Origin of the sequence: Ornithinimicrobium murale (assembly GCF_003352835.1) — a bacterium.
GTDB lineage: Bacteria > Actinomycetota > Actinomycetes > Actinomycetales > Dermatophilaceae > Ornithinicoccus > Ornithinicoccus muralis.
In genome coordinates this window covers 74,665-98,957 of record NZ_QLVD01000026.1, presented here as the reverse complement: position 1 = coordinate 98,957, position 24,293 = coordinate 74,665, and the positions used below count along the sequence as shown (strand labels likewise).

General features: G+C 69.9%; 25 protein-coding genes. 16 read left to right on the top strand and 9 right to left on the bottom strand.

The window, feature by feature from the left end:
- Nucleotides 1-17 precede the first annotated feature (17 nt).
- Both DPQ65_RS12865 and purU read left to right on the top strand, forming a co-directional pair.
- Nucleotides 18-1,133 (top strand): P1 family peptidase, encoded by a 1,116-nt coding sequence (locus tag DPQ65_RS12865; protein WP_238146842.1) that lies wholly within the window; start codon nucleotides 18-20, stop codon nucleotides 1,131-1,133.
- A gap of 29 nt (nucleotides 1,134-1,162) precedes the next feature.
- Nucleotides 1,163-2,047, top strand: a complete 885-nt coding sequence (purU, locus tag DPQ65_RS12860) for a formyltetrahydrofolate deformylase (protein ID WP_202863130.1) — start codon at nucleotides 1,163-1,165, stop codon at nucleotides 2,045-2,047.
- A 12-nt stretch (nucleotides 2,048-2,059) separates the two neighbouring features.
- Here purU and DPQ65_RS12855 read toward each other — a convergent pair whose 3' ends face one another.
- Nucleotides 2,060-3,103, bottom strand: a complete 1,044-nt coding sequence (locus tag DPQ65_RS12855) for an alcohol dehydrogenase catalytic domain-containing protein (protein WP_114907785.1) — start codon at nucleotides 3,101-3,103, stop codon at nucleotides 2,060-2,062.
- Between the two features lie 67 nt (nucleotides 3,104-3,170).
- Here DPQ65_RS12855 and DPQ65_RS12850 point away from each other — a divergent pair, with 67 nt between their 5' ends.
- Nucleotides 3,171-3,947, top strand: a complete 777-nt coding sequence (locus tag DPQ65_RS12850) for an SDR family NAD(P)-dependent oxidoreductase (RefSeq protein ID WP_114907749.1) — start codon at nucleotides 3,171-3,173, stop codon at nucleotides 3,945-3,947.
- A gap of 9 nt (nucleotides 3,948-3,956) precedes the next feature.
- Here the strand turns inward: DPQ65_RS12850 and DPQ65_RS12845 are convergent, their stop codons facing one another.
- Genes DPQ65_RS12845 through DPQ65_RS12830 form a run of 4 tightly spaced genes read right to left on the bottom strand, consistent with a single transcriptional unit; the run spans nucleotide 3,957 to nucleotide 7,098 of the window.
- A complete protein-coding gene (locus DPQ65_RS12845) occupies nucleotides 3,957-4,592 on the bottom strand; it encodes a GPP34 family phosphoprotein (RefSeq protein WP_114907748.1) in 636 nt (211 codons plus the stop codon).
- Nucleotides 4,593-4,634: 42 nt separating this feature from the next.
- Nucleotides 4,635-5,330, bottom strand: a complete 696-nt coding sequence (locus DPQ65_RS12840) for a GOLPH3/VPS74 family protein (RefSeq protein WP_114907747.1) — start codon at nucleotides 5,328-5,330, stop codon at nucleotides 4,635-4,637.
- Nucleotides 5,331-5,350: 20 nt separating this feature from the next.
- A complete protein-coding gene (locus DPQ65_RS12835) occupies nucleotides 5,351-6,637 on the bottom strand; it encodes an MFS transporter (RefSeq protein ID WP_114907746.1) in 1,287 nt (428 codons plus the stop codon).
- Nucleotides 6,634-7,098: a MarR family winged helix-turn-helix transcriptional regulator gene (locus DPQ65_RS12830; RefSeq protein WP_162802211.1), complete on the bottom strand. Its 465-nt coding sequence runs from the start codon at nucleotides 7,096-7,098 to the stop codon at nucleotides 6,634-6,636. Before DPQ65_RS12830 ends, DPQ65_RS12835 begins: the two co-directional genes overlap by 4 nt.
- An 85-nt stretch (nucleotides 7,099-7,183) precedes the next feature.
- Here DPQ65_RS12830 and DPQ65_RS12825 point away from each other — a divergent pair, with 85 nt between their 5' ends.
- From DPQ65_RS12825 to DPQ65_RS12815, 3 genes are read left to right on the top strand one after another with little or no spacing between them, the layout of a single operon-like run.
- Complete coding sequence (locus DPQ65_RS12825; protein WP_114907744.1) at nucleotides 7,184-8,215, top strand: S66 family peptidase; 1,032 nt, start codon at nucleotides 7,184-7,186, stop codon at nucleotides 8,213-8,215.
- 28 nt (nucleotides 8,216-8,243) lie between these two features.
- The gene (locus DPQ65_RS12820; protein WP_238146841.1) at nucleotides 8,244-8,717 is read left to right on the top strand and encodes an acyl-CoA thioesterase; all 474 of its coding nucleotides are present in this window, start codon (nucleotides 8,244-8,246) and stop codon (nucleotides 8,715-8,717) included.
- A complete protein-coding gene (locus tag DPQ65_RS12815) occupies nucleotides 8,714-9,829 on the top strand; it encodes an alcohol dehydrogenase catalytic domain-containing protein (protein WP_114907742.1) in 1,116 nt (371 codons plus the stop codon). Before DPQ65_RS12820 ends, DPQ65_RS12815 begins: the two co-directional genes overlap by 4 nt.
- On the opposite strand, the gene fabG is transcribed toward DPQ65_RS12815, so the two are convergent.
- The 3 genes from fabG to DPQ65_RS12800 all read right to left on the bottom strand — a co-directional run bounded on the left by fabG (nucleotide 9,830) and on the right by DPQ65_RS12800 (nucleotide 12,377).
- Nucleotides 9,830-10,588, bottom strand: coding sequence for a 3-oxoacyl-ACP reductase FabG (fabG, locus tag DPQ65_RS12810; protein WP_114907741.1), 759 nt, complete (start codon nucleotides 10,586-10,588; stop codon nucleotides 9,830-9,832).
- 105 nt (nucleotides 10,589-10,693) lie between these two features.
- Nucleotides 10,694-11,500 (bottom strand): SDR family NAD(P)-dependent oxidoreductase, encoded by an 807-nt coding sequence (locus DPQ65_RS12805; protein ID WP_114907740.1) that lies wholly within the window; start codon nucleotides 11,498-11,500, stop codon nucleotides 10,694-10,696.
- Between the two features lie 13 nt (nucleotides 11,501-11,513).
- Nucleotides 11,514-12,377 (bottom strand): acyl-CoA thioesterase, encoded by an 864-nt coding sequence (locus tag DPQ65_RS12800; protein ID WP_114907739.1) that lies wholly within the window; start codon nucleotides 12,375-12,377, stop codon nucleotides 11,514-11,516.
- A gap of 91 nt (nucleotides 12,378-12,468) precedes the next feature.
- Between DPQ65_RS12800 and DPQ65_RS12795 the strand changes: the two genes are divergently transcribed.
- Together DPQ65_RS12795 and DPQ65_RS12790 are read left to right on the top strand one after the other, a co-directional pair.
- A complete protein-coding gene (locus DPQ65_RS12795) occupies nucleotides 12,469-12,921 on the top strand; it encodes a MaoC family dehydratase (RefSeq protein WP_114907738.1) in 453 nt (150 codons plus the stop codon).
- 58 nt (nucleotides 12,922-12,979) lie between these two features.
- A complete protein-coding gene (locus DPQ65_RS12790) occupies nucleotides 12,980-14,260 on the top strand; it encodes an MFS transporter (protein ID WP_114907737.1) in 1,281 nt (426 codons plus the stop codon).
- On the opposite strand, the gene DPQ65_RS12785 is transcribed toward DPQ65_RS12790, so the two are convergent.
- Nucleotides 14,246-14,917 (bottom strand): GntR family transcriptional regulator, encoded by a 672-nt coding sequence (locus tag DPQ65_RS12785; protein WP_114907736.1) that lies wholly within the window; start codon nucleotides 14,915-14,917, stop codon nucleotides 14,246-14,248. The genes DPQ65_RS12790 and DPQ65_RS12785 overlap by 15 nt on opposite strands.
- Before the next feature lie 140 nt (nucleotides 14,918-15,057).
- Between DPQ65_RS12785 and DPQ65_RS12780 the strand changes: the two genes are divergently transcribed.
- The 8 genes from DPQ65_RS12780 to DPQ65_RS12745 are packed head-to-tail and all read left to right on the top strand — an operon-like array spanning nucleotide 15,058 to nucleotide 24,276.
- Nucleotides 15,058-17,280 carry an acetate--CoA ligase family protein gene (locus DPQ65_RS12780; RefSeq protein WP_114907735.1) on the top strand — a complete coding sequence of 741 codons (2,223 nt, stop codon included), beginning with the start codon at nucleotides 15,058-15,060 and terminating at the stop codon, nucleotides 17,278-17,280.
- Between the two features lie 15 nt (nucleotides 17,281-17,295).
- Nucleotides 17,296-18,282 (top strand): Bug family tripartite tricarboxylate transporter substrate binding protein, encoded by a 987-nt coding sequence (locus DPQ65_RS12775; RefSeq protein WP_114907734.1) that lies wholly within the window; start codon nucleotides 17,296-17,298, stop codon nucleotides 18,280-18,282.
- A 58-nt stretch (nucleotides 18,283-18,340) separates the two neighbouring features.
- Nucleotides 18,341-18,838, top strand: coding sequence for a tripartite tricarboxylate transporter TctB family protein (locus tag DPQ65_RS12770; RefSeq protein WP_114907733.1), 498 nt, complete (start codon nucleotides 18,341-18,343; stop codon nucleotides 18,836-18,838).
- Nucleotides 18,839-18,840: 2 nt separating this feature from the next.
- Nucleotides 18,841-20,367 carry a tripartite tricarboxylate transporter permease gene (locus tag DPQ65_RS12765; RefSeq protein WP_114907732.1) on the top strand — a complete coding sequence of 509 codons (1,527 nt, stop codon included), beginning with the start codon at nucleotides 18,841-18,843 and terminating at the stop codon, nucleotides 20,365-20,367.
- The gene (locus DPQ65_RS12760; protein ID WP_114907731.1) at nucleotides 20,367-21,527 is read left to right on the top strand and encodes an acyl-CoA dehydrogenase family protein; all 1,161 of its coding nucleotides are present in this window, start codon (nucleotides 20,367-20,369) and stop codon (nucleotides 21,525-21,527) included. Before DPQ65_RS12765 ends, DPQ65_RS12760 begins: the two co-directional genes overlap by 1 nt.
- Nucleotides 21,524-22,564: an acyl-CoA dehydrogenase family protein gene (locus DPQ65_RS12755; protein ID WP_114907730.1), complete on the top strand. Its 1,041-nt coding sequence runs from the start codon at nucleotides 21,524-21,526 to the stop codon at nucleotides 22,562-22,564. The genes DPQ65_RS12760 and DPQ65_RS12755 overlap by 4 nt, the downstream gene beginning before the upstream one ends.
- Nucleotides 22,565-23,368: an enoyl-CoA hydratase/isomerase family protein gene (locus tag DPQ65_RS12750; RefSeq protein ID WP_114907729.1), complete on the top strand. Its 804-nt coding sequence runs from the start codon at nucleotides 22,565-22,567 to the stop codon at nucleotides 23,366-23,368.
- On the top strand, nucleotides 23,365-24,276 hold the full coding sequence (locus DPQ65_RS12745) for an enoyl-CoA hydratase-related protein (RefSeq protein WP_114907728.1): 912 nt from the start codon (nucleotides 23,365-23,367) through the stop codon (nucleotides 24,274-24,276). Before DPQ65_RS12750 ends, DPQ65_RS12745 begins: the two co-directional genes overlap by 4 nt.
- Nucleotides 24,277-24,293 lie beyond the last annotated feature (17 nt).

The window sequence follows — 24,293 nt, the reverse complement described above, 5'->3', positions numbered from 1 at the left end:
CGGCATACCCTCGTGCCATGAGTGAGCAGATGCCGGACTCGTCCTGGGCCCTGGACCCGCAGGTGCAGCCGGGCCCGACCAACTCGATCGTCGACGTGCCTGGCATCCGGGTGGGCCAGCACGAGCGGCGCGGGGACGGCTGGCTGACCGGCACCACCGTGGTCCTGGCTCCGCCGGAGGGGGCCGTCGGCGGCGTGGACGTGCGCGGCGGGGGACCGGGCACCCGCGAGACCGACCTGCTCGACCCACGCAACCAGGTCGACCGCGTGCACGCCGTTACCCTCAGTGGCGGCAGCGCCTTCGGCCTGGCCGCCGCGGACGGCGTCATGCGCCAGCTGTATGCGGAGGGGCGCGGCTTCCCGTGCGGACCGGAACCTGAGCAGGTGGTCCCGATCGTGCCGGCGGCGGTGATCTTCGACCTCAACCGTGGTGGGGAGTTCACGGCGACGCCGGATGCCTCCTTCGGAGTCGCCGCCTGCGACGCTGCCTCGCACGAGGCGCCGGCGCTGGGGTGCGTGGGCGCCGGGACGGGCGCTGAGTGCGGCGGCCTCAAGGGCGGTGTCGGCTCGGCGAGCGCGGTGCTGCCGGACGGCACTACCGTGGCCGCGCTGGTCGTCGCCAACCCCGGCGGCCACGTGCTGGACCTACGGACCGGCGAGCTGGTCGGCACCCGGGCCCTGCTCGAGGGTGACCTGGATGTCCTGGGTGAGCACGCGGCATACGGCCTGCGTCGTCCCACCCCCGAGGACCTGGCGAGCGCCCGGGAGCGGGCAACCACCGAGCGGGGCGGGCTGACCCCGAAGGTGCTGGCGACCACGATCGGGGTGATCGCCACCGACGCGACCCTGACCAAGGCGCAGGCTGCGAAGGTCGCCGGGATCGGGCACGACGGCATGGCGCGCGCGATCGACCCGGTGCACACGATGTTCGACGGGGACACCCTGTTCACCCTCGCCACCGGTGACCGGCCCGCCCCGGATCCGATGGCCTTCCACGGGCTGCTCACCGTCGCGGCCCGGACCGTCACCCGCGCGATCGTGCGGGCCGTGCTCGCGGCCGAGTCGGTGACCACACGGAGCGGGACGACCCGCTGTTATCTGGAGGCCTTCCCCAGCGCCCTGAGGCGCAGCTGACCGCCGTGCGCGACGTAGACTCCGGCCCCGTGACAGAAGCATCCCGCCCGGCCCACGAGGCTGGCCGCGAGTTCGTTCTCACCGTCTCCTGCGAGGACCGACGGGGCATCGTGCACGCCGTCGCCGGCGTGATGCTGGAGGAGCAGCTCACCATCCTGGACAGTCAGCAGTTCGGCGATGCCAGCACCGGTGAGTTCCACCTGCGGATGCACCTGCGCCGCGAGGGCGAGCCGATCCCCGTGGTGGCACTGGAGGAGGCCTTCGGGCCCGTCGCGCTCGAGTTCGGCATGCAGTGGCGCTTCCTGGACCGGTCACGGCGGCACCGGATCCTGGTCATGGTCAGCCGGCAGGGGCACGTTCTCAACGACCTGCTGCACCGCACCAGGACCGGGCTGATGGACGTGGAGATCCCGGTGATCGTGTCCAACCACGAGGACTTCCGGGCGCTTGCCGAGTGGCACGGCATCCCGTTCCACCACGTGCCGGTCACGCCCCAGAGCAAGCCGGAGGCGGAGGCGCGGCTGCAGGAGCTCGTCGAGGAGCATCAGGTCGACACGATCGTGCTCGCCCGCTACATGCAGGTGCTCTCGTCCGAGCTGTGCGCCGAGTTGCCGGGACGGATCATCAACATCCACCACTCCCTGCTGCCGAGCTTCAAGGGCGCCAAGCCCTACACCCAGGCCCATGACCGCGGCGTGAAGGTGATCGGTGCGACCGCGCACTACGTCACCGCGGACCTGGACGAGGGCCCGATCATCGAGCAGGACTTCCGTCGCGTCGACCACCGGATGAGCCCCGGCGAGCTGGCGGCGGTCGGGCAGGAGCTTGAGGCGATGGCGCTGTCCCGAGCGGTGCGCTGGCACGCCGAGCAGCGGGTGGTCCTCCGGGGGCGGCGGACGGTCGTCTTCGACTGAGGGTCGGCGCCGTCAGGGCGCGATGATCGTGACTCCCGGCTCGGTCCGGACGCCCATGGCGGCCAGGGCCGCGGGCGCCTCCTCCAGGCTGATCGTGCGGCCGAGCAGCCGCTCCGGTGCGAGCCTGCCGTCCGCGATGTCGGCGAGCATGCGCGGGTAGTCCCGAGCAGGCATCCCGTGGCTGCCCAGGACCTGGAGCTCGCGCGCGATGACCGTGTGCATGGGCACCGTGGCTCGGCCGTCGACGACGGCTGGGGGCAGCAGACCGACCTGCACGTGACGACCACCCACCGTCAGCGACCCGGTCGCCTCCCGTGAGGTCTCGATGCTGCCGAGGGCGTCGATCGCCACGTCCGCGCCACCGCCCGTGGCCTCCTCGATGCGCGCGCCGAGGTCCGGCCGGGCCGCATCCACGGTGAGGTCGGCGCCGAGGGTGGTGGCCAGGTCGAGGGACGCCGAGTTGATGTCGGTGGCGATCACCTGTGCGCCGAGTGACGCGGCGACCATCACCACGGCCAGGCCCACGCCGCCGCACCCGAAGACCGCGACGGTCTCTCCGGCACGCACCCGCCCGACATCCACCACCGCGCGGTATGCCGTGGCGAACCGGCAGCCCAGCCCTGCCGCGACCGCGAAGCTCACCTGGTCCGGGAGCCGGATCACATTGGCGTCCGCCCGGGGTAGGGCGACGAACTCGGCGAACGACCCGGGACCGTTGACCCCGGGCTGCCACTGCCGCGGGCAGACATGAGAGGCGCCCGCACGGCACACGGGGCACGCACCGCACCCCAGGGCGAACGGGACGGTGACCCGCTGCCCGACCCGCACCTGCTCGACCCGGGACCCCACGGCGTGGACCACACCCGCGAACTCGTGCCCGGGGGTGTGCGGCATTGTCGTGATGTCAGTGTCGTGGCCCGCCCACCCGTGCCAGTCCGAACGGCACAGCCCGGTCGCCTCGACCCGGACCACGACGCCGTCCTCGGGCGCCTCGGGCTCGGGAACGTCTGTGACATAGGGCATCTCGCCGAAGCTGTCGAACCTGACCGCTCGCATCGTGTCTCCGTCCATCGGGTCGTGCCCCTGCAGTATGGCCGCGGCCTCCTGGCACTAGGCTCGCAGGGTGGACTACAGCACGATGTTCCGGCTCGACGGCAAGCACGCGGTGGTGATCGGCTGCGGAGGCATCGGCGCCGAGCTCGTGGAGGGCCTGGCCGCCCAGGGAGCGCGACTGACCTGCCTGGACGCCCAGGAGGAGGTCGCCGCCGCGGCAGCGACCCGCGCGGCCGAGCACTCGGAAGCGGCGGCGCGGCAGGCTGACGTCCTCGACGCCGCACAGCTGGCCTCCGTCACGGGTGGACTGGGGGACGTCGACATCCTGGTGCTCACGGCAGCGACCAATGTGCGCAAGCCCGTGTTGGACTACTCGGCCGAGGAGTTCGACCGGGTGGTGTCCCTGAACCTGCGCGGTACCTTCAACGCCGTGCGGGCCTTCGCACCCGGCATGGCGGCGCGGGGGAGCGGCTCGATCATCGCGATGAGCTCGATCCGTGCGCTGGCGGTCGAGCCGGGGCAGGGGGTGTATGCCGCGACGAAGGCTGGCATGGTGCAGCTGCTCCGCACCCTCGCTGCCGAGCTGGGACCGCAGGGGGTGCGGGTGAATGCGGTCGCTCCGGGAGTGGTGGAGACGCCGCTCACCGAGCAGATCCGTGCGGATGAGGCGTGGGGACGTGCGTATGCCGAGAAGTCGGCTCTGGGTCGGTGGGCGCGGCCTGAGGAGCTGGTGGGCGCGGTGGCCTACCTGGCCAGCGACGCCGCGAGCTTTGTCACCGGCAGCCAGCTGCTGGTCGACGGTGGGTGGACCGCGATCGACGGTCGGTTCACCCCGCCGTTCAGCTGACGACGGAGCTCAGCGCAGCCAGCGGAATGGCGTGGTCACCATGTCGAGGAACTGCCACCCGAGCGACCCCGGCGTGGTCGTGGCGCGCCTGTTGCGCAGTGGCCGAGCGGAGCCAGCCACCTCGGTTGCCCGAGCATGCACCGCTGCGTGATCCGCGTGGGGCAGCACCCGCGGTGTCAGGTCCAGCTGCACGAGCAGGCTCACCAGGACGGCCTCGCGCTCGGTCGGCTCCGCGCCGCGGACCAGGACCTCCTCCAGCCGCGCTCGGGCCGGGCCGTCGGCACGGGGTCCGGTGGGCCAGTGGGGTCCCGGTGCCCACACGTCGGGGCTGGCGAGCGCCCCGGTGGCCACCAGCCGGTCGACGAGCACGTCGAGGGTCCCGGCCCCGACCAGGGCACGGTTGGCCTCTGCCACCTCGAGGCCGTCGGACCGCTCGGCCGTCGCGGCGAGCAGCTCGTCGCGGCTGGTCACCATCGAGTCGCGTCTGAGCTTCGTGCCGGACTGCTTGAGCGTGCTCCGCAGCGTCAGCTCGAAGATCAGGGCCGAGGCCACGGCGTCGGCGACGGCGTCCCGTGGCAGCACACATCGCCCGGTCTCCTCGTCCAGGGACAGGAGCAGCAGCTCCTCGGCCAGCAACAGTGACATGTGGTTCCCCTCCAGGGTCGGTGCCGTCCCGGACTGGGCCAGTCACGGCAGGAAGATGCGGACTCCGTTGGCCACGAGGTCGAGGACGTCCAGGCCATCCCACCAGGACGAGCGCGTCATCCGCAGGTCCGAGTTCTTCGATCTGTGCACTGGAGCGACCCGGGGCCGACCGTCCTCACCCTGGTAGTCGCGCATCGGGCCAGAGCGTGAGGATACCTCGGCGGCCCGCGCCCGGACGACCTCGGCATCCTCGTCGGGCAGCACGGCTGTCGCCATCTCCAGGTGGTGCAGCAGCGCCACCAGCGCGGCCTCCTGCTCGTCGGCTCCGCGCCCCTGGGCGAGCACCTCGCGCAGCCGCTGCCGCACCGCGGTCTCGGGGTGCGGGTCCTTGGGCAGGTGCACACCCGGTGAGAAGACGTCGGCGTCGTGGAGCGCGCCACGACTGACGAGACGCACCAGTGTCGCCTGCAGCAGGTCCTCGGCAGCGAGCGCGTCGACAGCGGCCGTCGGCGTCAGGTTGCGGGCGCTCTCGGCCGCGAGGTCCAGCAGTGGGTCGTCCGTGCCGGCCTGCTGCTGCGTGAGCCGGTCGTTCTGCAGGGTCAACGCCCCCCGGAGGGACAGTTCGAAGACCAGCGCGAGCGCCACCCCGCGCGACGCCTCGCGCGGGGCCAGCTCACACTGCCCGGTCTCGTCGTCCATGCACAGGAGCACGAGCTCCTCGGCCAGCAGCAACGCCATGGTGGTCCTCCCGTGAGTGATCAGACCTGGACACCCTGCCGTGCGGCATCGGAGAAGTCGAGCCGGCCGGGTCGGAAGCAGACCAGGACCACCACCAGCAGTCCGGCGGTGACCAGCAGCGGGGCGGCCAGGGACAGGGAGTCGGCGAGCCAGCCGTCCAGGGAGGCGGCCAGTGGGCGGGAGCCGATGAAGCCCATGAACCACAGCGCCATCACCCGCCCGCGCAACAGCGGGGGCACCCGCTGCTGGATCAGGGTGGTGGCGCCGGTCAGGGCGATCATGAACCCGCTGCCGACCACACCGAAGAGCACGAGCGCGACCACCGCGTGACCGGCGAACGCCAGACCGGCCGTCCCCAGGGTCATCAGGATCAGCCCGACCTGGGTCACCCACTCCTGAGGGCGGCGCCGGCTGGCACGGGAGTAGGCGACATAGCCCAGTGCCGCGCCCAGACCGAAGGCACCGGTCAGCTGACCGACCAGGTGCGAGTCACCGCCCAGCTCCTCGGCGAAGGTGGGGGCCAGCGTCATCGATGGCTCGGAGGCAAAGCCGGCTGCGGTCACCACCAGGAGCAGCAGGAGGAGCGTGCGGTCCCCTCGGACGTGCCGGAGCGCGGACCGGACTGAGAAGTCCGTGTCGTCCGCCGCATCACGCTCGACCCCCTGGGGCAGCGACGCGGCCAGGAGCATGACCGCGAAGACCAGGTGGGTGAGCGCTGCGACCGCAAAGGCGGGGGCGGCGGCGAACTGTGCCGCGATCGCGGCGCCGATGGCCGGACCGACCACACGGGCCAGGGTCATGGGCAGGGAGTTCAGGCCCATCGCGGCACCCAGCTCACCGGGCCGGATCAGCAGGGGGATGATCGACTGCTGCGCGGGGCCACCCACCACGAAACCCAGCCCCACGATGAAGGAGCCTGCCAGGACGGCGGAGGCCCCGGCATACCCCTGCGGGTCGCCCTGCACCCAGCACCAGATGGCGATGAGACCGGAGCCGATGATGCACAGCACCCGGCCCAGGAGGAGCTGGAAGGCCAGGTTGCCGCGGTCTGCCCACTTGCCGCTCAACGGGGACAGGAAGAGCTGCGGGATGAACTGCGCGACGCTGACCAACCCGACCCACAGCGCCGATCCGGTGGCGGCGAACACGACGATCGCGGCCACGATCGCGTGGATCCACACGCCGGTGCCACTGAGCAGCTTGCCCCAGAAGATCGCCCCGAACTGCGGGTCCATGATGAGCCGGAAGGAGCCGCGCGGTGGCAGCGTCGGGGCGGGTGTCTGGCTGCCGGTGGGTTGCCGGGTCATCGGTGACCGAACTCGGCGTCGAACTCGCCCCGCAACCGGTCCAGCAGTCGGGTGAGGGTGTGCACATCGTCGGGGTCCCACGCCTCGACGAGAGCAGCGAGGACCTCCTGCCGGCGTCGCGTCGTCGCACGCAGAGAGGACCGCCCCTGCTCGGTGAGCTGCAACCGGACCTGGCGTTGGTCGTCCGCGCAGCGCGACCTCGACAACAGGTACGCCCGGACCAGGGTGTCGACCGAGCGGCTCGCCGTGGAGTGCTCCACCCCGAGCTCGGTCGCCACCTGGCGGATGGAGGGGCCGGGGCCGTCCCCGGACAGCCGCTCCACGGTCCGCATCAGCCGGAGCGAGGAGATGCCGCCGGCGTAGTCCAGGTCCTGCAGGAGGCGCTGACGATAGGCGGGGCGCTGGGTGGCGGCGCGGAAGCCGACGATGGTCTCGTCCAGCTCCTCGATCGGGGATCCCATAATTTCTATGTATAGCGCATACATAGAACCCTGGAAAGTCGGACGTGGTGGCGCTGCCACCGTCACGTCGGCTTGGATGGCGGTCATGATCCGCTTTCCGCAGCCGCTGCAGCCCGGTGACCGCATCGGCGTCACGGCGCCATCATCCGGAGTGCCCGCGTCCCTGATGCCGCGGCTGGAGTGTGCTGTCGGTTGGCTGCGGGACCGTGGGTTCGAGGTCGTGCTCGGGGACTGCCTGGGCGGGGACGGCTCGCACGTGAGCGCTCCGGCGGTGGAGCGGGCCGACGAGCTGCAGCGCATGCTGACCGACCCGACGATCCGGGCGGTGGTGCCGCCGTGGGGCGGGGAGACCGGCATCGACCTGGTCGACCTGCTGGACTGGGACACGATCGGTGCGGCCGAGCCGACGTGGTTGGTGGGCTACAGCGACCTCTCCACTCTCCTGCTCCCGCTCACTGTGCGCGCCGGGTGGGCCAGCCTGCACGGGGTGAACCTGATGGACACGCCGTATGCCGCGGTGCCGGGTCTGGTGCACTGGACCGAACTGGCGACGGCCACCGGTCCGGTGCGCCAGGAGCAGAGCGGTTGCTACCGGACCGAAGGGTTTGACGACTGGGCGGCAGACCCCAGCCCCACGGCATACCGGCTGGCGGGGCGGGGCACCTGGGAGGTCGCCGACGACGACGAGGTGGAGGTCAGTGGCCGGCTGATCGGGGGGTGCCTGGAGACCATCGGCAACCTGGCGGGCACCCCCTTCGGTGATGTCCCCGGCTTCGGGCAGAGGTATGCCGAGGAGGGGCTGATCCTGTATCTGGAGGTGGCCGAGGCGTCGGCTCTGGAGGCGTGCCGCCGGTTGCACGGGCTGCGGCTGGCCGGCTGGTTCGAGCACGCGCAGGCGATCCTGATCGGTCGGACGGAGGCGCCCTCGTCGGGGGAGGTCACCCAGCGCGACGCGGTGCTCGATGCGCTCGGTGACCTGGACGTGCCGATCGTCTTCGACGTCGAGTGTGGCCATGTGCCACCGCACCTGCCGCTGGTCAACGGTGCGCTCGCGCGGCTGACCGTGACCGATAACGAGCGGTCGATCGTGCAGGAGGTGGGTGGTCGCCACCCGTAGCTCAAGGCTGCCACGATAGGGTCGCGTCGTGGCAGTTGAGAGCGCTTGTGACATTCGGCTCGACTGTTTCCCGGTGCGCATAGAGGTGCCGACCAGGTGGGCGGACAACGACATGTACGGGCACCTCAACAACTCGGTCTACTACCAGATCTTCGACACGGTGATCAACGGGTGGCTCGCCGAGCACGTGGAAGGGTCCCCGGCCGACTCGCCTGTCCAGGGAGTCGTGGCGGAGTCGTCGTGCCGCTTCCTGGCCGAGGTGACTTTCCCGGACCCGGTGCTCGTGGGGATGCGCGTGGAGCGGCTGGGGACCAGCAGCGTCACCTACGTCCTGGGGCTGTTCCGGGGCGGGGCCGAGCCGGTGCTGGCGGCGCTGGGCCGCTGGGTGCACGTCTACGTCGACAAGAGGGCCAAGCACAGCGTCTCCATCCCGGCACGGATCCGTGAGGCGCTGACGCCGCTCTCCCCGGACGCCGAGACCCCGAACCAGGAGTGGACATGAAGATCACGGGCGCAGTGCTCGAGGAGATAGGGCGCCCGCGGCCATATGCAGAGTCGCGGCCCATCACGGTGTCGGATCTGGATCTCGCCGCCCCCCGTGACTCTGAACTCCTCGTGCGGGTCCAGGCCGCGGGGGTCTGCCACTCCGACCTGTCGGTCGTCGACGGGAACCGGGTGCGACCGGTCCCGATGCTGCTCGGCCACGAGGCCTCGGGAGTCGTGGAGGACGTCGGCGCCGACGTCTCGGACATACGGCCCGGCCAACGGGTCATCATGACGTTCCTGCCCCGGTGTGGCGAGTGTGCTCCGTGTCAGAGCGGTGGACGTGTCCCGTGCGTGGCGGGGAGCGCCGCGAACAACGCCGGTGACCTCCTCGCGGGCGGCGGCCGTCTCTCGCGGGAGGGTGAGGAGGTCAAGCACCACCTGGGAGTCTCCGGCTTCGCGACGCACTGCGTTGTCGACCGCCGGTCCGTCGTCGTGGTGGACGACGACGTGCCGCCCGAGGTGGCTGCGGTGCTCGGCTGCGCGGTCCTCACCGGCGGCGGCGCACTGATCAACGCGGCCCGTCCGGAACCCGGCCAGACGGTGGCCGTGGTCGGGCTGGGCGGTGTCGGGATGGCGGCGCTGATTACGGCCGTCGGGCTAGAGGGGTGCACGGTCATCGGCGTGGACGGACTGGACGACAAGCTCGCCACGGCGACCCGGTTGGGGGCCGACCAGGTGTTAACCCCCGCCGAGTTCGCCGAGGCGGGCACGCGCGCGGACGTCGTGATCGAGGCGGCCGGCAGCGCCAGGGCGTTCGAGGCGGCCGTGGCGGCAACGGCGCCCGGCGGTGTCACGGTGACGGTGGGCCTGCCGCCGCCCGATGCGCGTTCCTCGATCTCCCCGCTGGGGCTCGTCGCCGAGGGGCGTACGATCATTGGGAGCTATCTGGGGTCGGCCGTCCCGGAGCGCGACATCCCCGCCTTCGTCCAGATGTGGCGCGAGGGCCGTCTTCCGGTGGAGGAGCTGATCTCCTCGGTTATCGAGCTCGATGACCTGAACGGCGCGATGGACGCGCTGGCCGACGGGAAGGCCATGCGTCAGGTGATGCTGTTCCCCGCGGACGAGTAGTCAGTCTGTGGGGCCACCGGCGACGTAGATGACCTGGCCGGAGATGAACCCGGCCTCGTCGCTGGCCAGGAAGGCGGCCAGTGCGGCCACGTCATCCGGCAGGCCGATCCGGCCGACCGGGATCTGGGCCTGGGAGGCGGCGATGAACTCCTCGAACTCTATGCCAAGCCGCTCGGCCGTGGCGCGCGTCATGTCGGTCTGGATGAAGCCCGGGGCGATGGCGTTCGCGGTGACACCGAACTTGCCCAGCTCTAGCGCAAGGGTCTTGGTCAGCCCCTGGAGCCCCGCCTTGGCGGTCGCGTAGTTCGACTGGCCCCGGTTGCCCAGGGCGGATGTCGACGACAGCGAGATGACGCGTCCCCACCGGGCCGCCACCATGTGTTTCTGCACCGCACGGGTCATCAGGAAGCTCCCGCGGAGGTGAACCGACATGACGGTCTCCCAGTCGTCCAGGCTCATCTTGAACAGGAGGTTGTCCCGCAGGACGCCGGCGTTGTTGACTAGGATCGTCGGGGCGCCCAGCTTGTCGACGACCCGGGAGACCGCGCTCTGCACCGAGGTCTCGTCCGCGACGTCGGCGTGGACGGCCAGGGCCGCACCGCCTGTAGACGTGATGTCCGCGGCCACGGCGGCTGCACCGTCGCCGTCACGGTCCAGCGCGGCCACCGCGACGCCGTTTCGGGCCAGGCGCCTGGCCACGGCCGCGCCGATTCCGCGTGCTCCTCCGGTCACGATCGCGACCCGTTCAGTCTGTTCCATGTGCCTCTCCTTCGGGTGTGCTTCTGCTCGGTTCTCTGCCGCTGCGTGTCGGGACTCGCTCAGGCCCCGGGTGTCGGCGGGTTGGGCGGCTACGGGGCGCCCTGGTCAGACGCCGCCGTAGCCCGTCCAGCCACCGTCGACGTAGATCGTGCTGCCGGTGACGAAGGTCGCGCGCTCGGAGCAGACGAACGAGACGGCGTCGGCGACCTCGTCGACGTGGGCCAGGCGCCCCATCGGTGTGCGGCTGACCACCGCGGCCGAGTCGAAGCCGCCGTCCTCCATGGCGACCCGGACGTGGTCGGTCTCGGTGTAGCCGGGGGCCACGGCGACAACGCGCACCCCGTCGGGGGCCCACTCCGTGGCGAGGGCCTTGGTGAGACCGATCAGGCCGTGCTTGCTGCTGACATAGGCCGCGCGTCGGCCCACGGACATGCGTGAGTAGACGGAGCCGATGTTGACTATGACGCCGCCCCCGCCTCCGCCCTGGGTCATCCGTGGATGGGCGCACTGGGCGGTCACGAACGGCGCGGTCAGGTTCAGGGTCAGCACGCGGTTCCAGTGCCGCAACGGCATCGACGTGGAGTCGGCGATGGAGGCCATCCCGGCGTTGTTGACCAGGGCGTCGAGGCGCTCGAACCGAGCGTCGAACCGCGTGAACAGGTCCTCGATCTCTTCCGGCCTGGACAGGTCGGCAGCGAAGCCGTGGGCCGTGCCGCCGTTGCCCCGGATCCACCCCACCGTCGCGTGGGTGTGCTCCTCGGCCCGGGCTATGACCGCGATTCTGAAGCCCTCTCGGGACAACCGTTTCGCGATCGCGGCTCCGATGCCGGTGCTCGATCCGGTGACCAGAGCAACCCTCGGTGTGTCGGCATCCTCGCTGATCATCTCCACCTCTTCCTTCCACGGGTCCATGAGTCGTGTGCGCCTAGCGCAAGGCGCTGCTCCTGATGAGGCCCTCCTGGGTCACCGTGCAGACCAGCCGGCCGTCCTGTCGGTAGACGTGCCCGCGGGCCAGCCCGGTCCGTGCCGTCCCGGCCGAGGAGAACTGGTCGAAGAGCAGCCACTCCGACACGTCGGGCTCGGCGTGGAACCACATGGAGTGGTCCAGCGAGGCCACGTTCTGGGCACCCGGCATGACGGTGCCCCACCGGGCAGTGAGGACCGGGTCGAGGATCGTCTGGTCACTGGCGTAGGCCAGCAAGCAGCGCTGCATCAGCGGGTCGTCAGGGACGTCCCCGCGGGCGCGCACCCAGACCTGGCTCCGGGGGCCGGGATCCTGCTCGCCATCGGCGGCCAGCCGCGGGGGGACGTCGGGGTAGTGCAGGTCAAAGGGGCGGGGGCGCACGAACCATCCCTCCCACTCGTCGGCGTACGGGGTGAGCTGCTCCTGGACGGGGGAGAGCCCCTCCGGGCCAGAGACCTGCGGCATCGGGTCATGGCTGGTGGTCTCCAGCCAGCGGGGCCCGCCGGCCATCATGAGCTCGAGGATCGCGTCACCCTGCTGGGACACCACGACGCGACGCGCGGACAGGGCGCCGCCGTCCCGGTGCCGGACGACCGAGAAGTCGAGTGGCCGGGTGAAGTCGCCGGGCCGGATGAAGTAGGCGTGCAGACTCTGCGGCAGCCGCCCGTGCGGGAGGGTCTGGCCGCCTGCTAGTAGCGCCTGAGCCAGGGCGTGACCGCCGAAGACCCGAGTGCTCACCGGGTGGGGCTGGGGCGCATGGCCACGGAAGGTATCCGGCCCGACCTGCTCGATCCGGAGGTCTTGGACCACCGTCGAGACGTCCATCGCCGCTCCTTCCGCTCGCCATCCTTAACGTGCAAGCATACGATAATGTATACATATAGCGGAGCTACAGCCTACAAGAGCGGATGACACCATGAAAACCTTCGACAGTGCACAGTCCCTGCTCGACGCCGTGGGGGAGGAGCTCGGCACGAGCTCCTGGCTCACGGTCGACCAGGACCGGGTGAACGCCTTCGCCGACGCGACCGGCGACCACCAGTGGATCCACGTCGACGTCGAGCGCGCCAAGGACGGGCCGTTCGGAGGGACCATCGTCCACGGCTACCTCACCCTGTCGCTCCTGGTCCCCCTCATGAAGGAGACCTTCCAGGTCAGTGGTCACCGCATGGCGTTGAACTACGGTCTCGACAAGGTGCGCTTCCCGGCCCCCGCCCCGGTGGGCAGCCCCCTGCGCGTCACGACCTCGGTCCACGAGGCGAGGGAGGTGGCCGGCGGAGTGCAGGTCACCTGGCGTGCGACGGTGACCGCGGAGGGCGTGGACAAGCCGGTCTGCGTCGCAGAACCGGTGTCGCGCTACTACTTCTGATGGTCGGCGGGCGAGGTCGTCGGATCGCGGATGATCCCGGCGCGTCACGGGCCGGCCGATGACCGGGGAAGGGTCGCCCCTCGGCGCCGCGGGCGTGCCGGCGCCGCGCAGCCTGCCGCGCATCGCCATGGACCGGGTCTTCGGTCCGTTCTTCGTCGGCAAACTGCTGGCGAACGTTGGCATCTGGATCTTCAACATCGCCACGGTGATCCTGGTCTTCGACAGCACCGGCTCTCCGCTGTTGGTCGGTCTGGTGAGCGTCATGCTGTTCGCCCCGCAGGTGCTCCTGGTCACGGTCAGCGGCGCCGTCGCTGACCGGGCGAACCGCAAGGTCCAGCTGCTGACCGGGCGACTGCTCTGCACCGCCGGCACTCTGACAATCTGGCTCCTACTGTGGGTCGGCGGCGAGTCCCCGCCGACCTGGGCGGTCATGACGGCGGTCGCCGCCGTCGGCGTCGGTTTCACCGTCGGTGGCCCGGCCATGCAGGCGATGCTCCCCTCCCTGGTGCGTCCTGGCGAGACGCCGAAGGCCGTCGCGCTGGACAATTTCTCGTTCGCGATCGGCCGCGCCTTCGGGCCGGCCGTTGGCGGGGTCATGGCCGTGACGGTAGGTCTCACCTGGGCGTTCGGCGTCAGCACGGTGCTGCACGTCGTCTTCGGGGTCGTGGTCGCCACCCTCCCGTCCGGCGATCATCCGCGCGGCGCTGCTGATGACGTCTCGATCCGAGCAGGCCTCGCTTACGTGGCCAGCCGGCCGGCGATTGCCGCTGTGCTCCTGGGTGTTACGGCGATCGGCATCGGCGCCGACCCGGCGATCACTCTGGCGCCGAGCCTGGCGAGCCAGGTCGGCGGGGGCGCCGACCTGGTGGGCACGTTTGCGTCTGCCTTCGGGCTTGGTGCCTTCGTGGCCTTCTTCCCGCAGTCGCTCCTCACCCGCCGACTGGGCAGTGAGCGGCTGGCGAGCCTCGGTCTCCTCTGTATGGCGGCGGGCGCGGTCGTGCTGATCGTCGCCACCGCGACGTGGGTGGCGGTGCTGGCCTTTGGGCTGGCCGGGGTCGGCATGACGCTCTCGCTCACGGCGCTGGGGACCGAGCTGTACGCGCGGGTGCCGGGCGCTTTCCGCGGCAGGGTAATGGCGCTGTGGCTCCTCGGCTTTTTGGGGTCCAGGCCGCTTGCCGCAGGCCTGAACGGCGTACTCGCGGACGTCCTGTCCGTCGGGGCCGCCCTGGCTGCCACCGCCGTGCTCGTGCTCGGGGCAGCCTGGGCGTGCCGGCCGCTGGTGCTGCGCGAGCCGCCAAGCGGGATCGAACCAGGTGCGAGCGGGTCAGCGACGGCGTGATCGGCCGAGACGCTCTATCGCGAGCCGTTCGGTGCCCTTGCGATGCTCATCGGTCACCCGAATCAGTTCCTCGATGTCCTCGTCGCGGACTGCGTCGATGATCAGGCCGTGCTCGTGCAGGACCTGCAGCGCGGTCGGCGCCTCGTGAAGGTAGAGCGACCGGTAGAAGCCCGAGCGATACCAGAGGCGGTCAACCTCCTCGCGGACCAGGCGCAGGGGGGAGGCGTCGAACAGGTGGAAGTGGAACTCGTGGTTGATGGCCTGGTAGGTCTCCGGGTCGGTCGAGGCGTCCACCTTGCGCAGACGCTCGTTGATCTCCTGCAGACGGTCGGCCTGCTGCGCCCCGAGCGGGGCGCTGCGCAGGAGCTCGGTCTCGAGGAGGCGGCGCATCAGGTAGAGCTCGGTCAGGTCCTCACTGCTGAAGCGGGAGACCTGGTAGCCGGAGTTGGGTCGGTGCGTCAGCACGCCCTCTGCCTGGAGTCGGGACAGTGCCTCACGCAGCGGGATGCGGCTGACGGAGAGCTGTGCCGCCAGGTCCGCCTGGTGCACCTTCTCCCCCGGCAGGAGCTCGCCGGTCAGGATCATGTTGCGCACCTCGACCAAGCACCGCTCCACGCTGGAGGTGCCAGTCTGCCCTGTGGCTTCGCCGACGGTCATCGCACTTCCTCGTCTCCTGTTGTCAGGCAACAGCAACGTACCCGACCTGGCGGATAGGTCCTGTTGACATCCGGAATCTTTAGTATACATTTGTGCATGACCTTCGGTATGCATAACGCCCGACAGCTGGAGCAGTGAGCATGAGCAATGACGCTACACAGGACGCCCCCCCCTCGGCGGGCGCGCCCCGCCTGCACGGCTTGGAGGCTGTGTTCGCGCCGGGGTCCGTCGCGGTCATCGGAGCGTCGTCGCACCAGCTGAAGATCGGTGGCCGGCCGATCCACCACATGAAGAGCCACGGGTTCGACGGGGCGATCTACCCGATCAACCCGAACTACACTGAGGTGCAGGGCGTGCAGGCCTACCCCTCGCTCGAGGCGCTCCCGGAGGTCCCCGACTTGGCCATCGTCGCGGTCCCCGGGCCAGCGGTGATGGAGGCGGTGCGCGGCTGCGCTGACGCCGGTGTCAAGGCAGTCGTCCTCTTCAGCGCCGGATTTGCCGAGGCAGGCGAGGACGGGGAGCGGCTGCAGGCGGAGCTGACCCGGATCGCCGCGACGAGCGGCATGCGCATCATCGGACCGAACTGCATCGGCGCCGCGAACATGGTCACCGGGGCGCTCCCGACCTTCGCCGCGGCCGTCATGATTCCTCGTGACCACGTCATCGCCGACGTGCCGCGCATCGCGCTGGTGAGCCAGAGCGGTGCCCTCGGCGGGCACTGTGTCGCACTGGCAGCGAACCGGGGGTTCGAGTTCACCCCGTGGATCACGACCGGAAACGAGTGCGACGTCGATGTCGCCGACTCGATCGCCTACTTCGCGGAGCAGGACGAGGTGTCAGCGATCGCCGTCTACATGGAGGGGTGCAAGGACGGTCGCCGGCTCCAGGCGGCCCTGGCCTCGGCACGTCGGCGCCGGAAGCCGGTCATCATGCTCAAGGCCGGGGTCTCGGACGTCGGGGCAGCTGCCGCGAGCTCGCACACGGCGTCCCTCGTCGGTTCGGACGACGCCTACGACGCCCTGTTCCGGCAATATGACGTGTGCCGGGTCACCTCGGTCTCCGAGCTGATGGACCTCAGTCACGCCCTCGCGCTGGGCGGGCTGCCGCGGGGCGGCCGGGTCGCCATCTTCACGGGCTCCGGCGGTGCGGGCATCCTGATGGCCGACGCCGCCGAGGAGGCGGGCCTGCAGGTCCCTCCGCTGCCGCTCGGGGTGCAGCAGCAGCTCAAGAGGATCTGGCCGCCCGCGGGGGTCACCAACCCAATCGACACGACGGCCCAGGTCACCAACGACCCCGCCCTCTTCCCCGCCTTCCTCAACACGGTCATCGACGGCACGGACTACGACATGGTGCTCGTCTTCCTGACCTACCTGGGCCTGATGGAGCCGTGGGCCACCACCGTCGTCGACTCGTTGCGCACGGTGCGTGAGGCCCACCCGGGGGCCCACATTATGGTCTCCTCGCTCACCAGTCCCGAGACCGCCCACGCGCTCAACACTCTGGGGATGCCCCACTACGAAGACCTGCGCAGCATGGTGGAGACGGCCGGGCGTCTGGCCAGGCTCGGCTTGGTCCTGAGCTCCCCGATGGCCAAGGAGTTTCCCCCCCTGTCCGCCTCGTCGGCCTCGTTGACCGGGGAACTGACCGAGGACCGGGCCAAGAAGATCCTTCGTGACGCCGGTGTCCCGACGGTGCCCGATCGTGTCGTGCAGTCGGCCGACCATGCGGTGCGTGCCGCGAAGGAGTTCGGTTACCCGGTGGCGCTCAAGATCGTTTCGCCTGACATCGCCCACAAGAGCGACGTGGGTGGCGTCCGGCTCGACCTGACCGACGCAGCGCAGGTCGAGGCCGCCTACGCGCAGATCCTCGCCTCGGCGCAGGCTGCGGTGCCGCAGGCACGCCTGTCCGGAGTGCTGGTAACCCCGATGGTCACCGGCGGGGTCGAGACCATCCTGGGCGTCAAGAACGACCCGTCGCTGGGGATGACCGTGGCCTTCGGCCTCGGCGGGGTCTTCGTCGAGGTGCTCAAGGACGTCACGCTGCGGCTCGCCCCTTTCGACGTCGCGACCGCCGCGGAGATGATCCGCGAGGTGCGCGGGTTCGAGCTCCTCGACGGGGCCCGCGGGACCGAGCCTGCGGACACAGAGGCACTCGCCCATGCGCTCAGCGACCTCTCGGCCTTTGCCGCCGCCCATGCCGACTCGATCGAGAGCATCGACGTGAACCCCTTCGTCGTCATGCCACGTGGACAGGGCGCCTATGCGCTTGACGCCCTGATCAGCACCCACACACCAGGTCCGGAGCCAACTCCGGAGCCGGGGCCGCCGCCTCACGCCGTGGTCACCTCCCCTCAAAGAAGCTGAGAGATTGGAATACGCATGTCCAAGAGCAAGGTTCTTGCTGCATTTGTCGCTGGTGCGTCACTCCTCGTGGTGACCGCCTGCGGCGGCTCCGACGGCGCGTCGTCATCCGACGAGTTCCCGTCCGATGACGTCAACATGATAATCAGCTATGCCGCGGGAGGCCCCACCGACGTCGGCGGCCGCGCGATCGCTTCGTTCATGGAGAAGGACCTCGGCACCACGTTCGTCGTGGAGAACAAGGAAGGTGCCTCCGGGTCCGTCGGGACGGCGGACGTCCTCCGGTCTGATCCAGACGGTTACACGATCGGGATGACCACTGCGTCAGCGGCGGGCCGGGTCCCCCTCATCGAGGACGTCGGCTACGACCTGGAGGACGTCCAGGCCATCGGCGTGGGCACGTTCGGCCCGGGCCTCATCATAGTGTCGGCCGACTCCGGCTACAGCAGCATCGACGATCTGATCGAGGAGGCCAAGGCCAACCCGGGCGGGATCAAGGTGGGCACCGCGGGAGCGAGCTCGCCGCAGCACGTGGAACTAGTGCGGATGGCCGAAGAGTACGACGTAGAGTTGACCGCGGTGCCGTTCCAGGGCGAGGCCCCGGCGGTGACGGCGCTGCTCGGCGATAACGTCGACGCCTGTTTCTGCTCCAACGCGCAGACCACTATGGCCCAGGTGGATGCCGGTGAGTTCACCATCCTGGCGACCGGTGCTCCCGACCGGCTGGGCTGGATTCCCGACGTCCCCACGCTGGCGGAGTCGGGCTTCGAGAGCCTGATCTACGGGAACTCCTACTTCATCCTGGTGGCCCCCGCCGACATCCCCGAGGACGTCCTCGCCACCTTGGAGGGATCGCTGGAGAAGGCTCTGCAGGACCCCGCGACCGTCGAGGTCATCGGTGAGGTCCGGATTCTCGACGAGTTCATGGGCGCCGACGCGCTGCAGGAGATGATGGGCGACGAGCAGGAAACCTTGGGCCCGATCCTGACGGAACTGCTGGGCTGACAGGCAACCGGACTGGCCGCTGGTCCTCAGCGGCCAGCTCCACCCCCGAGGAGGATAGATGAACTCTGAGCAGACCGCCGTGGCGACCCACAGCGTCAAGGACAAGATCTTCCAACGAGTCCCGTACGCGGTCGGCGCCCTCATCGGCCTCTACTTCCTCCTGGGGGCGATCGGCCTCGGCGTCGGCACACTGTCGGCCCCCGCGCCCGGCCTCTGGCCGAGCATCGTCGCGGTGGTCCTGATCGGTTGCTGCGTCGTCGGCATGCTGATCGGCGGCGACGGAGAGGATATCGAGGACTTCGCCGGTCGCCTGCTGCGTCCCGCAATCGGTGTGGCGACGCTGTCGCTATTCATCCTCATGTTCTCCAGGTTCGGGCTGGTGCTGAGCGGCCTGGTGGTGCTCGTGATCTGGTTCCGGTTCCTGGCACGCGAGACCTGGTTCATGTCCGTGGTCCTCGCGGTCGGGGCCACGGTGGTCACCTACCTGCTGTTCGTGCAGCTGCTGGCTGCCCGCTTCCCCGACGACGTGATCGCCCAGCTGTGGGGAGGCCGCTGACCATGGACAGCCTGACAAACCTGATCGACGGTTTCGGCGTCATCCTGACGCCGGCCAATCTGCTGTACGTCCTCCTGGGCGTCATGATTGGCACCGTCATCGGCGTGCTGCCCGGTCTCGGGCCTACCGCCACCATCGCCCTGCTCCTGCCGTTCACCTACGGCATGGAGCCGACCTCGGCGATCATCATGCTCGCCGGCGTCTACTACGGGTCGATGTACGGCGGGACCATCACTTCGGTGCTCCTCCGGATCCCGGGAGAAGCCGCCAGCGCGGTCACCGCGATCGACGGCTACGAGATGACGAAGGCGGGTCGGGCAGGGCCTGCCTTGGCGATCTCGGCCGTGGGCTCCTTCATCGGCGGCACAATCGCGATCATCGGCCTCATCCTGATCGCGCCGAGCCTCGCGGGCTTCGCCGTGCGGTTCGGTCCGCCCGAGTACGTGACGCTCACAGTGCTGGGCATCGTCATGGTGACCTACCTAGGCACCAAGTCGACCCTCAAGAGCGTGATCGCCGCGGCGATCGGACTCCTCCTGGCCGTGGTGGGCACCGACCCCATCGCCGGCACCACGCGCTTCACCCTCGGCCTGCCGGGGCTGTTCTCGGGGATCGACCTGGTCGCCGTCGCGATGGGCCTGTTCGGCGTGAGCGAGATCCTCTACGTCATGGAGCGGAGCGGCCAGTCGCATGGCAAGATCGGCGAGGTCGGCCGCTTGACCTTCTCCCGCGAGGACTGGAAGGCATCCCGCGGACCGATCACCCGAGGGTCGCTCCTCGGCTTCCCGATCGGCGTGCTGCCCGGCGGGGGCGGCGTGCTGTCCTCCATTGCGTCCTACGGCGTCGAGAAGCGCCGTTCCAAGCATCCCGAGGAGTTCGGCAAGGGAGCGATCGAGGGCGTCGCCGGGCCGGAGACCGCCAACAACGCCTCCTCCATCTCGGCCTTCATCCCGCTGCTGACCCTCGGCCTGCCGTCCAATGCCGTCCTGGCCCTCATCCTGGGCGCGCTGATGGCGCAGAACATCACGCCGGGGCCGCAGCTGATCACGGCGCATCCGGAGCTGTTCTGGGGTGTGATCGCCTCGATGCTCGTCGGCAACCTCATCCTGCTCCTGCTCAACTGGCCAATGGTCGGCTTCTTCGTCCAACTGCTCCGGGTGCGGATCGGCATCATCGGCGGGATCGCGATGCTCATCACGCTCGTGGGCGTCTACACGCTGAACAACAGCACCTTCGACATGTGGGTGATGCTGATCATGGGCGTGCTCGGCTACTTCATGCGCAAGTTCGGCTTCGAGCCGGCGCCCCTCGTGCTGGCCTTCGTGCTGGGCGCGATCCTGGAGGAGTCGTTCCGCCAGTCGATGCTGCTCTCCGACGGGTCCCTGGCGATCTTTGCCACCCGGCCGATCTCCGCCGTGCTGTCTGTGTTCGTCCTGGTGTTCATCGCCTCCTCCATCTGGGGAGCGGTCCGCAAGGACAAGAAGCCCTCGATCATCGACCAGGCCAAGGAATTGGCGGGGGAGGACTAATGGACCTCATGTTCAGCGACGACCTCGTCGCGTTCCGGGCCGAGGTGCGTGCCTGGCTCGAGAGCAACCGGCCCAAGGGGCGGTTCCAGCCCTACTACACTGAGGATGGCCTGGCGCAGCACCTTGAGTGGGAGGCCAGGCTCTTCGCCGCCGGCTACTCCGCGCCCGGTTGGCCCAAAGAGTTCGGTGGGCTCGGGCTGGACCACTGGCACCAGCTCATCTACGACGAGGAGTACGCCCGGCTGAACCTGCCGGAGCGGGTCAACAAGATGGGCCTGCTGCACGGCGGGCCGACGGTCATGGCACACGGGACGCCGGATCAGCAGGAGGCGTGGCTCCCCAGCATCCTGAACAACTCCGACATCTGGTGCCAGGGCTTCTCCGAGCCCGACGCCGGCAGCGATCTGGCCGGGCTCCGCACGACCGGCCGGATCGAGGGCGACCAACTCGTCCTCAACGGACAGAAGACCTGGACGTCCTTCGGTGTGATCGCTACCAAGATGTTCGCGCTCGTCCGGACCGACCGTGAGGCGCCCAAGCACCGCGGCATCAGCTTCGTCATCCTCGACCTGGACACCGAGGGTGTCGAGGTCAGACCGCTGCGCCAGCTTCACGGCCACGCGGGGTTCGCCGAGGTGTTCCTCACCGAGGCGGCAGTCCCGCTGGCGAACGTCGTCGGCCCGCACAACGAGGGGTGGCGGATCGCCCAGACGTCGCTGAAGCTCGAGCGGGGCATGGGGCGCGGCACCCACACCAGGATGCTCCACACCGTCGACGAGATCGCTCGGCGCCTGGGGGCCGACCCTGACACCGGATCACTCGAGCGCCTCGGGTCCCACCGTGCCTGGGCCTTCGCCTACGAGCAGGCCACGTACGAGCTGACCGACATCATGTCCCGGGGCCGCGACGAGGGTGCGCTGCCCAGCGTCCTCAAACTGCGGCTCTCGGAGATCCTGACCGGGATCCGCGAGGAGGAACGCAACATCCTGGGTGAGCGGGCCGAGCAGATCCCCGCCGGTCCCCCCGAGGTCCCGCTCCCCCCGACGCAGCGCGAGTACTGGCACGCCCGGGCCGGTGAGATCTACGCGGGCACCACCGAGATCCAGAAGAACATCATCAGCGAGACCGCGCTCGGATTGCCGAGGGAGCCCCGATCATGAGGTATGCCTTCTCCCCAGAGCAGCAGGCCTTCGGCGAGTCGGCCACGGACCTGTTCGCCAGGCACTGCTCGCCGGGTGCGCAGCGACTGTCATGGATGGACGACTCCGGCCGGGACCCGTCGTTGTGGCGCGGGGTGGTCGATCTCGGGGCACCCGCGATCCTGGTCTCCGAGGAGTATGACGGGATCGCAGGCACCGAGTGCGACCTCCTGCCCGTGCTGGAGGAAGCGGGCCGTCAGGCCGTGCCCGACGCCCTCCTCGAGTCGGTCTTCGTGGGTCCGTTCGCGATCGTTGCCTGTGGCAGCGAGGATCAACGGCGCCGCTGGCTCCCGGCCATCGCCTCCGGCGAGTCACGGGTCACCATCGCGCTGTCCGATGGCGGACTGGCGCCCGACGCGCACGTGAGCGACCTGATCGTCCTGGCCCGGGATGGTCAGCTCCGGGTCCACCAGGCTGGCGAGGTCGCCCTCGAGAGGGTCCACGTCGAGGACCCGTCACGACGGCTGTTCCAGGTCAGCCCCCGCACCGAGGGAGAGCTTCTCCCCAGCTCCGGAGACCTGCGCGACCAGGTGGTCGCCCGGGAACTGGTGGGATCCGCGGCCGTGCTCAACGGCATCGCGAGCCACTTGGTGAGCGCCACGGTCGCCTACGCCAAGGAGCGCCAGCAGTTCGGTCGACTCATCGGGTCCTTCCAGAGCGTCAAGCACCTGCTGGCCGATGCGTTCTCCAAGGTGGAGCTCGCCACCACGGCCGCGCGGGCTGCGACCTGGCGGGTCGCGGCCGCGGATCCGGAAGGTCTGGCCTCCGCACGACTGGCCAGGATCTGCGCCGTGGAGGCCGAGTTCGTCGCCAACAAGGTGGCGTTGCAGGTCCACGGAGGCATCGGCTTCACCTTCGAGCACGACCTGCAGCTGTGGCTCAAGAGGGGCAAGGCGCTGGAACAGTCTCACGGCGGGCGACACCGGGTCGCCCGCACAGCAGGGCTCGATGCCGTGGCGTGCGCCCAGCGGGCGCCGCAGAACGAGGAGGACGACTAGATGGATGCCAACTACCAGGCCTGGAACGAGGGCAGCGTGCTCGCCAGTGAAGCGGGGCGGGTCCTGACGATCACCCTGAACCGGCCGGAGCGGAAGAACGCCATGGATCCGGCGTCCTGGGACCTGCTCTTCGACATACTGCGCACCGCCGAGGTCGACCCTTCGGTGCGGGTCGTCGTCATCACCGGGGCCGGAGATGCCTTCTGCGCCGGTGCCGACATCTCGTCCGCGCCCGTGGGTCATCCGGTCACCCGCGTCAGCAGGATCGCGAGGACGGCCGCGGCGCTGTTCGGCTTCCCCAAGCCGGTGATCGCCCGTGTCGACGGTGCGGCGGTCGGCGCCGGGTGGAACCTCGCGCTGTGCTGCGACTTCGTCGTCGCCTCGGACCGGTCCCGGTTCTCGGAGATCTTCGTGCGCCGCGGGTTGTCGGTCGACTTCGGGGGGTCGTGGCTGCTGCCGCACCTGGTCGGTCTGCAGCAGGCCAAGTGTCTGGCGCTGCTGGGTGACTTCGTCTCGGCGGAGGAAGCCAGGGAACTGGGGTTGGTCTCCACGGTCTGTGCACCGCAGGAGCTCGACGTCGCGGTCGGGGATCTCGCGGGCCGGCTCGCCGACGGGCCGCCCATTGCGCAGGCGCTCAACAAGGCGCTGCTCAACGAGGGGACGCTGTCCACCTTCGAGGCCGCCCTCGCCGCCGAGGTGCGGGCGCAGGCCGTGAACTACGCGACCGCCGACGCGCGGACCGCACGCGAGGCATTCGCGCAGAAGACGACACCGTCGTTCACGGGGGAGTGGGTGCTGAGATGACCTTCGCGCAGATCGACTACACGGTTGCGGACGCCGTCGCGACGATCACGCTCAACCGCCCCGACCAGGGGAACGCGTTCACCCAGGTGATGCGCCGCGAGCTGGTGGAGGCCCTGGATCTCGCCGACGCCGACGACGACGTCCGTGCCGTCATCCTCACCGGGAGCGGGAAGCACTTCTGCGTCGGTGCCGACCTGTCGGGCAACCGCGGCGACCAGCCCTTCGCCTACCGCGGCGAGGCGCAGTCCGACACCAGATCGGTGCCGGACACGATCAACGGCGTCCCCCGCGACGGGGGCGGGGTCGTGACCCTGCGACTGGCCGCGATGCGCACCCCGACGATCGCGGCGATCAACGGCGCAGCGGTCGGGGTGGGCGCGACCATGACGCTGCCGATGGACATCCGGATCGCGGCCGACAGCAGCCGGTTCGGTCTCGTCTTCGCCCGGCGGGGAATCATGCCGGAGGCCGCGTCCAACTGGTTCCTCCCGCGGGTGGTCGGCATCGCGCAGGCGATGGAGTGGGTGGTCACCGGACGCATCTTCCCGGCCGAGGAGGCGCTCGCCGGCGGGCTGGTCTCCCGCGTCGTCCCGCGCGACGACCTGCTCGACGTGGCGCGCGCCCTCGCCGCCGAGATCCGCGACTCCACCTCGTCCGTATCGATCGCGGTGGCCCGACAGATGTTGTGGTCCTCCCTGTCCGAACCCTCGCCGTGGTGGGCCCATGAGCGGGAGTCGCTCATTATGCGGGACCTCAAGCGAGGACCCGACGCCGCGGAAGGCGTGGCCTCGTTCATGGAGAAGCGGTCGCCGTCCTTCCCCGCCCGAGTGAGCACGGACTACCCGGAGCACGCGCCGACCTGGCCCGAGCGGCCCGACCATCTGCAGATCCAGGCCGCGACCGACTGACCACCCCGTTCGAGGAG